General features: G+C 41.0%; 14 protein-coding genes. 13 read left to right on the top strand and 1 reads right to left on the bottom strand.

What is annotated here, in order from left to right:
* Nucleotides 1-137: 137 nt before the first annotated feature.
* The 13 genes from E1163_RS08690 to E1163_RS08630 all read left to right on the top strand — a co-directional run bounded on the left by E1163_RS08690 (nt 138) and on the right by E1163_RS08630 (nt 11,618).
* Nucleotides 138-848, top strand: a complete 711-nt coding sequence (locus tag E1163_RS08690) for a type III pantothenate kinase (RefSeq protein WP_155171048.1) — start codon at nt 138-140, stop codon at nt 846-848.
* Nucleotides 841-2,109 carry a BamG family beta-barrel-assembly machinery protein gene (gene bamG, locus E1163_RS08685; RefSeq protein ID WP_155171047.1) on the top strand — a complete coding sequence of 423 codons (1,269 nt, stop codon included), beginning with the start codon at nt 841-843 and terminating at the stop codon, nt 2,107-2,109. The genes E1163_RS08690 and bamG overlap by 8 nt, the downstream gene beginning before the upstream one ends.
* Nucleotides 2,110-2,124: 15 nt before the next feature.
* Nucleotides 2,125-3,426, top strand: coding sequence for a tetratricopeptide repeat protein (locus tag E1163_RS08680; RefSeq protein ID WP_155171046.1), 1,302 nt, complete (start codon nt 2,125-2,127; stop codon nt 3,424-3,426).
* 57 nt (nt 3,427-3,483) lie between these two features.
* Nucleotides 3,484-4,014: an LPS export ABC transporter periplasmic protein LptC gene (gene lptC, locus E1163_RS08675; protein ID WP_155171045.1), complete on the top strand. Its 531-nt coding sequence runs from the start codon at nt 3,484-3,486 to the stop codon at nt 4,012-4,014.
* Nucleotides 4,015-4,185: 171 nt separating this feature from the next.
* The gene (locus E1163_RS08670) at nt 4,186-5,469 is read left to right on the top strand and encodes a hemolysin family protein (protein WP_155171044.1); all 1,284 of its coding nucleotides are present in this window, start codon (nt 4,186-4,188) and stop codon (nt 5,467-5,469) included.
* 90 nt (nt 5,470-5,559) lie between these two features.
* The gene (locus E1163_RS08665) at nt 5,560-7,647 is read left to right on the top strand and encodes a peptidylprolyl isomerase (protein ID WP_155171043.1); all 2,088 of its coding nucleotides are present in this window, start codon (nt 5,560-5,562) and stop codon (nt 7,645-7,647) included.
* A gap of 106 nt (nt 7,648-7,753) precedes the next feature.
* Nucleotides 7,754-8,017, top strand: a complete 264-nt coding sequence (locus E1163_RS08660) for a DUF493 family protein (RefSeq protein ID WP_155171042.1) — start codon at nt 7,754-7,756, stop codon at nt 8,015-8,017.
* 37 nt (nt 8,018-8,054) lie between these two features.
* On the top strand, nt 8,055-8,783 hold the full coding sequence (locus E1163_RS08655) for a class I SAM-dependent methyltransferase (RefSeq protein ID WP_155171041.1): 729 nt from the start codon (nt 8,055-8,057) through the stop codon (nt 8,781-8,783).
* 106 nt (nt 8,784-8,889) lie between these two features.
* On the top strand, nt 8,890-9,120 hold the full coding sequence (locus E1163_RS08650) for a 4a-hydroxytetrahydrobiopterin dehydratase (RefSeq protein ID WP_155171040.1): 231 nt from the start codon (nt 8,890-8,892) through the stop codon (nt 9,118-9,120).
* Nucleotides 9,121-9,151: 31 nt separating this feature from the next.
* Nucleotides 9,152-9,832, top strand: a complete 681-nt coding sequence (rsmI, locus tag E1163_RS08645) for a 16S rRNA (cytidine(1402)-2'-O)-methyltransferase (protein WP_155171039.1) — start codon at nt 9,152-9,154, stop codon at nt 9,830-9,832.
* Nucleotides 9,819-10,595: a hypothetical protein gene (locus E1163_RS08640; RefSeq protein WP_155171038.1), complete on the top strand. Its 777-nt coding sequence runs from the start codon at nt 9,819-9,821 to the stop codon at nt 10,593-10,595. The genes rsmI and E1163_RS08640 overlap by 14 nt, the downstream gene beginning before the upstream one ends.
* Nucleotides 10,592-11,392 carry an inositol monophosphatase family protein gene (locus E1163_RS08635; RefSeq protein WP_155171037.1) on the top strand — a complete coding sequence of 267 codons (801 nt, stop codon included), beginning with the start codon at nt 10,592-10,594 and terminating at the stop codon, nt 11,390-11,392. The genes E1163_RS08640 and E1163_RS08635 overlap by 4 nt, the downstream gene beginning before the upstream one ends.
* 73 nt (nt 11,393-11,465) lie before the next feature.
* Nucleotides 11,466-11,618: a FeoB-associated Cys-rich membrane protein gene (locus E1163_RS08630; RefSeq protein WP_155171036.1), complete on the top strand. Its 153-nt coding sequence runs from the start codon at nt 11,466-11,468 to the stop codon at nt 11,616-11,618.
* Here the strand turns inward: E1163_RS08630 and E1163_RS08625 are convergent.
* Nucleotides 11,615-12,637, bottom strand: a complete 1,023-nt coding sequence (locus E1163_RS08625; protein WP_155171035.1) for an SPASM domain-containing protein — start codon at nt 12,635-12,637, stop codon at nt 11,615-11,617. The genes E1163_RS08630 and E1163_RS08625 overlap by 4 nt on opposite strands.
* Between the last annotated feature and the right edge of the window lie 89 nt (nt 12,638-12,726).

Genomic DNA, 12,726 nt, shown 5'->3' with positions numbered 1-12,726 from the left:
CCATCTAATGACGTACCGGACATTAGACCAATTACTTTATACTTCTCCTTATTTTTCATAATTTTGATATTCAACCTTGACCACCCATTTTGGAAATTAGCTAATCTCTAAAAAATTTTACCACTTTCTAAATAAAAATGAATCTAGCACTCGATTTTGGTAATACGTTTATCAAAGCAGGATTATTTAAAGAGAATGAACTGATCGAGGTCGTCCGGCTCACTGACCTGACTGAGATAGATAGGATTATAGCTAATTTTCGCCCACGACACATTATTGTTAGCTCGGTTAGTAGGAGTATTGAAGAAATTAAACCCCAATTAAAAGATATACCAGCCACTATACTACGGCCTGACCTGCCTTTGCCTTTTAAAATCAACTACAAAACCCCTCAAACGTTGGGGCTGGACAGAATCGCTGCCGTTTCCGGTGCTCAGGGAATTTTTCCCGATACAAATTGCCTGGTTATCGACACAGGGACCTGTTTTACCTATGACTTTATTGACAGTGCAGGAACCTACCACGGAGGCGGCATTTCGCCGGGAATATCACTACGTTTCAAGGCACTACATACTTTTACAGCCAATCTGCCGTTGATAGAGTTTGAAAAAGACGTCCCACTGGTAGGGCAGTCGACCAAAGGGTCGATTCTCAGCGGTGTAGTTAACGGTACGATTGCGGAAATACAAGAAATTATTCGGATGTATAGTGACAAATTCGGACATTTGCAGATTATTATCTGCGGTGGAGACGCCAAATTCTTTGAAAACAAACTGAAAGCTAGCATATTTGTAGCCCCGGAATTGGTTCTCAGGGGTTTAAACAGGATTTTACTTTATAATGCATAAAATTAAAAGTGTTTTGTTAGGAGTAGCATTGACTGTAACCTCAGTCAGTGTGTGGGGGCAGGCTGCCAAATCACCTTTTACCTCCAGAGGACTGGGAGATATATATGACATGAGCCTGGTGCATAATCAGGGCATGGGCGGTTTGGGGATAAGCAACGGTAGCTATTGGCACTTAAACAATGTTAACCCTGCTCTTCTTCCTTACAATTCATTGACTATTTTCACTGCAGGTTTCATTGGAGAAAGAAGGACACTTGAGAACAGCACTACCTCAGAAACCAATTCAGGAGGAAATTTAAATTTCCTGGCTATGGCTTTTCCGGTAAAACCCGGTATATGGACTACATCCCTTGGGCTTATGCCATACAGTAATGTTGATTACAAATTCAGCTACACCGATTTGGTACCCGGTACTGATACCGAGGTACAGTTTACTGAAGAAGGCTCAGGTGGATTTAATCAGTTTTACTGGTCAAATGGTGTAGCCATAAATAAGCGGTTCTTTGTGGGTGTTAAGGCTACTTACCTATTCAGTTCCATTGAAACAAAGTATTCCGACATATTAGTAGACGAAAATCTGGCAGCATACTCTGCTGTTAATAAAGAATTATTCTCCGTATCAGATTTCCTCTTTTCTGCAGGGCTGGCATTTAACCAGGACTCCATTTTTAATAATAAAATCAAACTGAAAGCAGGTCTTACGTACGAATTCAGCTCGGATGTAAAATCCAAAAGGGCTCAGAGCTTTGGGCTTGAGCAGGTAGACCGGCCGGTTTTAAATGCAAAAAATGACACCATCCGCGGCAGCATCACTATGCCTCAGGCTATAGGAGCAGGTATATCTTTCAGCAACGGGTTCAAGTGGATGGCTGGCATTGACGTTAAAATGCAGCAGTGGTCCGATTATAAAGATTTCGGAGGGGATAATAGCGACAACCTCAAAAATTCAATGAAAATTACTTTGGGAGGAGAATTTACTCCCGACTACGGATCTGTAAATTCATACCTGAAACGAGTGACTTACAGGCTCGGATTTGGTTATGAAGAAACACCGTATACTATTAACGGCAATCAGGTTAAAGACTTTGGCATTAATTTTGGCTGGTCTTTACCAGTTGGTCGGTTCTCTAGTCTGGATATGGCTTTTAAATACGGGCAGCGAGGTGATGTACAGGACAACCTGGTCAGTGAAGACTACTTTAAGGTTTACCTGGGCTTCAACTTCAACGACCAGTGGTTTATTAAAAGAAAATATGATTAAGTAATTAAATAAGTTATGAAAAGTAAAATGATGAAGCGCATCTTATTGTTAGCGGCAATCGTACTGCCTTACTTCGCTCAGGCGCAATGCGAAGGCTGGAACTGGCCTGAAGACAAGGCCAAAGCCGAAGAGAAAAACGTACTATATACGGATGCATTAAGGAATGATAACTTTAAAGCAGCTAAAGGGCCGCACCAATGGTTACTAAAAAACGCTCCTAACTTAAACACCTCTATCTATATCAATGGAGAAAAAATATACAAAGGCCTGATCGAAGAAACCAAAGATGAGGCTCAAAAAGATATTTATATTGATTCTCTTATGCTGATCTATGATATGAGAATACAACATTGTGATGAGAAAGCTGATGTAATGGCCAGAAAGGCTTACTCTGCTTACCGTTACAATGTAAAGAAGAAGGGTGAACTGGCAAACGTTCTTAAACTGTTTGACCAAGCTTATGAACTTGGAGGTGAAAATGTAGATTACTACATGCACGTACCTTACATGAGTGTTGTGGTGTACAACAAAAAATATCTTGATAACTTAACTGATATTGAGATCCTTAACAGGTATGACAAAATCATGGAGACTGTTGACAACCAAATCCAGAAAGGCGGTAAATATGTGGATAAACTTACTGACTACAGAGGTACGATCGATGGGCTATTGGTAAGTGTGATTGATGTTGACTGTGATTTCGTTAGACAAAACCTTGCGCCAAAATTCAAAGAAAATCCTGATGATCTTAAATTGGCTAAAAAGATCTTTGCTTTCATGCTTAACGGCAAGTGTACTGATGATCCACTTTGGTTAGAAGCCGGTAGGGTTATCCAGGAAAAAGAGCCTAGCTATGGTCTGGCTAAAAACCTGGGCCTAAAATTCAAAGCCAGTGGTGATACGCAAAAGGCTGTTAGCTACTTCGAAATGGCTCTTGGCCTGACAGAAGACCCTAGTCAAAAAGCTGAAATGTACATACAAATGGGAGCTATAAAAGGCGGTGCCGCTGCTCGTGAGATGTACAGAAAAGCGCTTTCTGTAGACCCTACAAGTAAAGATGCTTACTCCGCTATTGGTAATCTGTACTTCAACAGTTTCAACACTTGTAAAGGTGAAAAGGATATAGTGAAAGATAGAGCTGTATTCTTACTAGCTTACGACATGTTCCAAAAGGCAGGAAACACAAGAGCTATGCAATCAGCGAAAGAGCAGTTCCCTTCAACGGAAGAAATTTTTACCTACAACTATACAAAAGGTAATCAAATAACTGTAGATTGTTGGATCAATGAAACAACTACGATCAGAAGCAGGGACTAAGAAGAATTATAAATAAACAAGGGCCATAGGGTTATCCCTGTGGCCTTTTTTTGATTAATGACAAGACTGCACCTACTTATATTACCAGTATTACTTTTCATCTCCTGCGAAAGTCTGGAAGATAAACCTGCTGTGTCGGAGCCCTATACCGGCCCCCTGCAGGAAGCAGAAAACCTTGACCTTTATTACAGCGAATCTGCCACTGTTAAAGTCAAGTTGGAAGCAAAGAAACTCTGGGAGTATGCCAATGGCGACATGGAATTTCCAGAAGGGCTATACATGGAGTTTTATGATGAAACCGGTAAGAAAACATCCACCCTTAAAGCCAACGAGGCCTATTACTTCAAAGAAGAGGATAAATACCGTGGCCGCGGGGAGGTCGTAATTAAAAGTATTGAAAACAACCAGGAACTAAAGACGGAAGAGCTGTTTTGGAAACCTGACAAAGAGCAAATGTATACAGATGAATTTGTTACCATAACTTTACCTGACCAGATACTTTATGGTCACGGGCTGGTTGCCAAACAGGACTTCTCCTCTTATGAAATAACCAAACCCGAGGGTGTATTTTACCTTGAAGATGAGTAAATTAATACCAACACTAATTTTTTCGACTTGTGTAGCATTGTTTGTCATTGGCATTCACCAACTTATGACTGTGGGCCTGGCATACTCGTATTGGATTTTTATGTTATGCATAAGTCTCCTATTTTTATATAAAATTTTGAAGGATAAAGAAAAACCTTCTAATTGATATTGATGGACCTGACCCTGCTTCCTCCGATTTTGCTCACTTTGCTTTTTTCGGCATTCTTTTCCGGAATAGAGATCGCTTTTGTTTCAGCCGACAGGCTTCATATAGAGCTTCAAAAGAAAAAAGGGTTCCGAACTGGTAAAATTTTAGCCACTTTCATCAACAACCCTTCCCGGTTTATTGGCACTACTCTGATAGGCAATACCATTGCACTGGTCATTTACGGTGTTTTTATGGCCAAGCTTCTGGATCCCATCATTAGGGAATCATTGCCCGAAGCCATTTATAATGAGGTGTCCGTATTGGTGGTTCAAACTGTTCTTTCAACCTTACTAGTGTTACTGACTGCTGAGTTTTTACCGAAGAGCATCTTTCTGATCAATCCTAACTGGATGTTGTCCATTCTGGCCATCCCCATGTTTTTGATCTACAAAATAATGGGGCCTGTAGTATGGGCTGTAGTTTCAGCGTCCAAGCTGATCATCACCAAAGTGATTGGGTACCAATATTCAGAAGACCGACCTGCTTTTGGACTCACTGATCTCAACAACTACATTAAAAACACTTTAATGTCGGATGAAGAAACCAACGTAGAGGTTGACACCAAGATATTTAACAATGCTCTGGAGTTTAAAACAATCCGTATCAGGGAGTGTATGATCCCCAGGACCGAGATAGTGGCAGTGGACATTGAAGATAAAATAGAAGAGTTGAAGCAGGCTTTCATTGAAAGCGGGCACTCGAAAATTATTGTTTATAAAGAGTCGATTGATGATGTAATCGGCTACTGTCACTCTCTGGAGCTCTTTAAAAAGCCAAAAACTATCTCCGACATGCTGTCACCTATTATCATTGTGCCCGAAACCATGCTGGCCAACGAGCTTATGATCCAGTTTATCAATGAACGCAAGAGCCTGGCCCTGGTAGTAGACGAATATGGCGGCACATCAGGAGTTGTGAGTATTGAAGACATCATAGAAGAAATATTCGGCGAAATTCAGGATGAACATGATGTGGAGGACTGGGTAGAGCAAAAACTGGATGAGCAAAATTACCTGCTCAGTGCACGACATGAAATTGATTACCTGAACGATAAATATGAATGGAACCTGCCAACCGGTGACTACGAAACACTCGGCGGACTCATTTTGTCTGTAACAGAAGACTTACCGGAACCAGGAGACACCATTTCGTTGCCTCCTTTTTCGTTCACCATTCAATCCACCAATGATATTCGTATTGACATTGTAAAACTTACATTAAAAAACAACCTAAAAGAAAATAAATAAAGCGGCAATTTGACAGGTAATTTGTTTTTAGTCGGATACTGTTTAAATTTGCGCCTCTTTGAACCTAAGCAATTTGAGTATATATAAGACATGGCATTAATCAACACTCTAAGAAATAAGATGGGCAAGGTAGTGGTGGCTTTCGTAGCCGTAGCCATTTTCGCCTTTATTCTGGCTGATCTTCTCGGAAGCGGATCAGGACTTTTTAACAATGATAACCAGGTAGGAGAGATTGCAGGAGAAGATATTTCTTTGCAGGAATTCCAGAATTTCGTACAGGAGCGTGAAGGGTTTTATCAGCTTCAGTACAACAGGCAACCTTCCGAAAGCGAAAGGCCAACCATCAGACAGCAGGCATGGGAACTGTTGGTCACAAAATATGCTTTCAACAAACAGTACGAAGAAGTAGGTGTTGAAGTAACCAGTGATGAAGTATGGGATATGATGCAGGGCAAAAACCAGGACCCAAGTGTAAAAGGCTTTTTCACTAATCCTGAGACTGGTGAGTTCGACAGACAGTTGTTCCTGAACTTCCTGAACAACTATGAAAATCAGGCTCCTATTTATCAGAACTACTGGTTCATGATTAAGAGTAACCTTAAACCTGCCAGAGAACGACTGAAATACGAAAATTTATTGCTTAGCACCAGCTATGTTACTTCTGCAGAAGCTCAAAGAGAGTACAATGCTCAAAACGATGTTGCAGAAGTTAAATACTTATACGTACCATTCTACGCAATTGGCGACTCTGCGGTATCTGTTACTGAACGTCAACTGCAAGACTATTACAACAAACACAAAGAAGAGTATAAGGCAGAGCACACCAGAAGCTTAAAATATGTAACGTTCCCCATCATTCCATCAAAAGCAGATACTGCTTATGTAAAAGAGGAGATGGCGGAACTTAAAAAGGAATTTGCAACCACAGAAAGGGACTCTGTATATGCAGGTGCCAATACTGATGCCTTAACATTCTTTGATAAATACCACATCGGAACTCTTCCTGCCCAGTTAAAGGCTAATGCCGGTAACCTTAGCAAAGGAGATGTTCGCGGGCCATACTTAACCTCAAATGGCTATGTATTATACAAAATATCAGACATTTTCGAGGATACAGTTTCTTATGCCAAAGCGAGCCACATCCTTATTAAAGGTGAAGATGACGAAGCAAAAGCAGAAGCTCAGAGGATACTTAACGAGATTAAAGGCGGAGCAAGCTTTGAAGCTATGGCGAGAGAGCATGGAACTGATGCAACAGCTTCAAGAGGTGGAGATTTGGGCTGGTTCCAGTCAGGAAGAATGGTTGAGGAGTTTGAAAACGCTGTATTCAATGCTAATGAAGCCGGCCTCTTAAACAATGTAGTAAAAACAGAATTTGGCTACCACATTATCAGAGTTGACGAGCCAAAAACAAACACTGCTTACAAAATAGCTTCTATAGAAAGAAGTGTAATGGCCGGTGATGAAACCAGGAATGAAGCTTTCAGAAAAGCTGACCTTTTCTCTTCAAGCAGCGATGACCTTGAGTCATTTATGCAATTGGCACAAGAAGATACACTGAACGTAATGACCGCCGACAAACTCAAGAAAAATGACAGAAGAATAGGTGTATTAGGTGAAGCCCGTCAGGTTATCCAGTGGTTGTTCAGGGATGCTTCAGTAGGAGAAGTATCGGAGGTATTCGAATTGGATGACCAGTATACAGTAGCAGTGATGACTGACGAAACTGAAAAAGGGTATCAGCCTCTTGAAAATGTAAAAACAGAGATAACAGCACGCGTTAAGAACCAGTTGAAAGGCGAACAAATCATCAATAAACTGAATGGACTTTCAGGTTCGCTAGAAGAAATGGCATCCAAATATGGTGCTGACGCCAATGTATATTCTTCAAGTGATCTTAAGCTGAATGTAAACTCCCTGCCAAATGTTGGCTACGACCCTAAGGCTGTAGGAAGAGCATTCTCACTTGAAAAAGGTCAGAAAACGGAGCCTTTCGCTTCGGAAAATGGCGTGTTGATCATTGAAATGCAGAACAAAACAAACGCCCCTGAGGTTGCTGATTACTCTGCATACAAAAATCAATTGCAACAAAACGTTAAAAACAGAACAAGCTTTGGTATTACTGAGGCCATTAAAGAATATGCCCAGATTGAAGACCAGAGATATAAATTTTACTAATCTCTTTTAAGGGATTTACTTTAAAAGCGGGGAACTTTCATCCCCGCTTTTGTTATTTTAAAGCAAGTGGGAATACCAAGGTTAAAGTAACCAGGAGGAATGGATTATGGAAGATAGCTCGATCAACTCATTTAAAGAAAAGCTGGATAAAGAATATGACTGGCCATCTCTATATACTTTCAAATTTATCGTGCCTAAAGGTAAGGCCGATGAAGTAAGAAATCTATTTAGCAACCATACAACTAAAGAGAAGGCTTCAAGCAACGGCAACTATATTAGCGTCACCGCCGAAGTTATGGTACAATCCAGTGATAAGGTAATAGAATTTTACATAGAAGCTAACAAAGTTGAGGGTATTATTGCCTTGTAAAACAATATAATATCCATCCCCAACCATCCTTTCACCATTGAAAAGCACTATACTTTTTGTCTCACTTCTTTTACTCTTTTCCTGCCAGCCCGAGCAGAAAGGAAAAACCTATGTTGAGTCAGAACCCCTGAAGGACACCACCTCGTCAGAGACCGCGAAAAACACTACAGACTCTTCATTTGACATTAACAATTTTCAAAACCTCGTAGAAACTTACGAGGACCCCGAGAGAAGCGAATGGCAAAATCCTTCACTGATCATTGACAAACTGGGAGATGTTAAAGATAAGGTGATTGCGGATATCGGGGCTGGCACGGGTTACTTCACATTCAGACTGGCAGGGCAAGGTGCCCATGTTATAGCCATAGATATAGATGAACGATTCCTGAACTATATTGAGGACAGAAAACCTGAGCTGCAACATATCATTCCCGATGAAAATATAGAAACACGTCTGTCCCTGGAAAATGATCCTCTACTTTTAAAAGAAGAAGTGCATATGGCAATACTTGTCAATACTTACCACTTTCTTTCAGACAGAATAGAGTATTTGAAAAAGATAAAACATGGCATGAAAAAGAATGCCAAAATAGTGATTGTTGATTACAAGTTAGGCCAAATGCCGGTAGGCCCTCCGGAAAGCATGAAAATAACAAGCCAGCAGGTAATTGAAGAGTTGAAAGAAGCTGGCTTTAAAACTATTGAGACGGATAAAACCAGTCTGGAATTCCAATACATCATTTCAGCGCGGAAATCAGACCTTTAAAACTTCAATATTTCTAAAACACATATGTAAAATAAAGGTTAATTTGATGTAGCCCTGTTCTACCGTGAACTGGGACCCTCAAAACAAGAACCAAAGAATTCATACCATGTGGAAAGAAGAAAACAACACGCTAAAAAAGACCTTCGAATTTAAAGACTTTAAAGAGGCATTTGGGTTTATGACCAAAGTGGCTATTGTAGCAGAAAAAATGAACCATCACCCTAACTGGTCTAATGTGTATAACAAAGTTAGCTTTGAACTTAATACGCATGACGCCGGAGACAAAGTCACAGAAAAAGATCATCAATTGGCAAAGGAAATTGATAAATTAGCCTGAAAATTTAAACAAAGGCAAAATTTATCAAACGTTGGAGCAAGAAACACAATTATACCTGGTACCAACCCCAATAGGCAACCTTGAAGATATTACCATCAGGGCTATTAACGTGCTCAAAGCAGTGGATGTCATTCTGGCGGAAGATACGCGTACATCGGGCAAGCTGCTAAAAAAATATGAAATATCCCGGCCACTGCAGAGCTATCATATTTTTAATGAGCACAAAGCTGTATCCCAACTTGTTGACAGGTTGAATAAAGGCGAAAAAATGGCGCTAATAACCGATGCCGGTACTCCCTCAATCTCCGACCCTGGTTTTCTACTGGTAAGAGAGTGCCTTAAAGCCGGCATAAAGCTTGAGTGCCTGCCGGGAGCGACAGCCTTTGTCCCTGCTCTGGTAAAATCAGGTCTCCCCTCGGATAAATTTGTGTTTGAAGGGTTTCTGCCTCACAAAAAGGGTCGAAAAACCAGATTGGAAGCGTTGGCTAATGAAGAGCGAACTATAATTCTATATGAATCACCCCACCGCCTGGTAAAAGCACTTGACCAACTGGCAGAGCACCTTGGGGAAGAAAGGCAAGCTTCAGTTTCAAGAGAGCTAACCAAACTTCATGAAGAAACGGTTAATGGTTCACTATCAGAGTTGAAGGAATATTTCGAAAAAGGTACTGTAAAAGGTGAAATTGTTATTGTTGTAGATGGAAAAAAATAAACTAAGAGACCTCCTCTTTGGCCTTTCGGCAATAGTGCTTTTAGGTCTGGCCAAAATCACTCCAGCACTATCATTTCTTATATTTATAGGATGGGTTCCCCTCTTTGCCTTGCTCCATAACCAACAAAAAGAATCTTCCCCTAAAGGCGCTCTCATTCTGAAAACATTCATTGTCCTGCTGGCAACGTTTTTAATATGGAACATTACATTTATTAATCAGAAACCTACACAATGGCTGCTGCCTTTAATTTATAGTACCGCACTTACCTGCTCATTTATTATTTTTGGCTTTACGGACAAGCATGCCCGAAACCGACTAGGGTTTTACACGATACCTATTTACTGGCTGGCTATTGAGTTTTTATTGTACCAGTTACACCCTCAGTTTTCCCGGTTTATGTTGGGATCGGTGCTTAGCAGCCAACCCGCGTTTATTTCCTGGAATGTACATACCGGGTTTATGGGTGTCAGCCTGTGGGTATTATTGAGTAACATCACATTGTTTAATGCCATACTAAAAGACCGGGCACCTACACATGGAAACATAAGCTGGCCGGCATTAATCCTGGCAATAGCCATTATTGTTATCCCTACATTATTAAGCAATGATACCCTGGCCATAACCCAGACCGATCTATTGAACGAAAAAGCAATTGCCGCCAAGCAGGTATCCGGAAGCGGCGAATATATAGGCAAAACCGCCGTTTGGGTTTCAATACTACTGATATTATATAGTTTTGTTAAAAAAGAAGTAAGCAAATGAGCGATCTAAAACAAATACTTGAATCCGCAAAAAAATTAACTCTTGAAGTAGGTAAATTTATAAGAACAGAGAGCAAGAACTTCAAAAAATCAGATATAGAACATAAAGGGTTCAATGACCTGGTATCATATGTTGATAAACAGGCGGAGGAAAAGCTGGTTGAAGGCTGTAGGAAAATACTACCTGAAGCCGGTTTCATTACCGAAGAAGGCACAGCCTCGACCAGAAAGGATGAGTATAACTGGATCATCGACCCGCTGGATGGCACTACCAACTTTACACATGGCCTTCCGGTATTCGCCATTAGCCTTGCGCTCATGCAACATGATAAAATTGTGTTAGGCATTATCTATGAAATCAATAAAGATGAATGCTTCTATGCAACCAAAGGCGGGAAAGCATTTTGTAATGATGAGCAGATCCATATTTCTGAAGTGAAAGAACTTGGTCAAAGCCTTATAGCTACAGGTTTCCCTTACTACGACTTTGGGCTCATGTCCCGGTATTTAGACATCCTGAATAGCTTCATGCAGAGTACTCATGGACTCAGGAGACTGGGTAGTGCTGCTGTTGACCTTGCCTATACTGCATGTGGCCGGTTTGAAGGTTTTTTCGAGTATAACCTTAAGCCATGGGATGTTGCCGCGGGCATCATTATAGTGCAGGAAGCCGGGGGTACGGTTACAGACTTTAAGGGCGGTGAAAACTTTCTTTTTGGTGGAGAAATTGTAGCCGCAGGACATACACACAAAGATGTTCTCCAGGTGATAGCCAATCATTGGTATGTGGAATCTTAATTCAGATTAGCATATGTCTTTTATTTGACTTGGGAAGAACGAAATCAGTAACTTTACCGTTAACCATAACAGTATGCAGGAAGCTATTATAATCATATTATTTTTAAGTGCCCTGGCCTACCTGGGCAACATAGTATATAAGCAAACCAAAGCTGATACGGGATGTTCAAAAAACTGCGGTTGCGACTCTCCGGTAAGCAATCTTAAGAAGGTAAAAAACCGTTAGGCCCACACTTTTGTGCCTTCGGTACAGTTACGGCACATTTCGATTTTACTTCGTGATCGGATCAATGTTTGCCTGAAGTTATTGTAGGCAGAACTATTCCATAGCTCTGCAAACCCGGTTGTTTGTAGTTGCCCCATTACGTGATGTGCGTCTTTGTCAAAACAGCACGGCACTACTTTTCCATCCCAGGTAATGACGCATGAGTGCCACATTTTCCAGCAATGATTTAAAAGCTTGCTCTTGATGGCATAGGTGCCGTCAGCTTGCTTTCTATATCTAGAGTATTTGTCTATCGAGGGAATAAGCCCGGAGCCATGCTCATAATCATATATCTGCGCCGTTTTTAAACCTACCTCATCTACTCCAAGACTCTTGGCCAATGCCTTCACTTCTTCTACCTGGTGCTCATTAGGTTTAACCACTAAAAACTGGAAAACCACATGAGGTGTTCGGGACTTCAACGCTTTCTTCCACTTGATTATATTCTTGGTTCCCTCTATCACCTTTTCCAGCCTGCCCCCTACTCTATACGACTGATACGTTTCCTGCGTAGTGCCGTCAATGGAAATAATCAATCTGTCTAATCCTGACTCAACGGTTTTTCTGGCCACTTCATCCGTAAGAAAATGTGCATTGGTCGATGTTGCCGTGTATATTTTCTTCTCTGAGGCATACTTAACCATCTCCAGGAATTGTGCATGCAGGAACGGCTCCCCCTGAAAATAAAATAACAAATACATCAGGGTATCCTGTAGCTCACTGATCGTCTTTTTAAAAAGCTTTTCCTGAAGCATACCGGTGGGCCGGCTAAACGACCTGAGCCCACTCGGACATTCGGGACATCGCAGATTACACGAGGTAGTAGGTTCAAATGAAATACTGATAGGTAATCCAGCTATTGCCGGATGCCCAGTAAGCCTGGAATATATATAGCTAAACACCACACGGCCAGCATTCCATGCCCTTTTAAGAGTAAGTTTGGATGCAAAATTCAGACCGTCGGCAATGCTTCTGTTCATAAGGTTAAAAGTAATAAAAAAGAGGATACGTATAGGTTATCCTCTAATTCTGCTCCTGACTGAAAAACATTTCAAATCCTTCGGCTATT

The sequence above is a fragment of the Fulvivirga kasyanovii genome, assembly GCF_009711405.1.
Classification (GTDB): domain Bacteria; phylum Bacteroidota; class Bacteroidia; order Cytophagales; family Cyclobacteriaceae; genus Fulvivirga; species Fulvivirga kasyanovii.
This window is presented reverse-complemented; position numbering and strand designations above follow the sequence as displayed.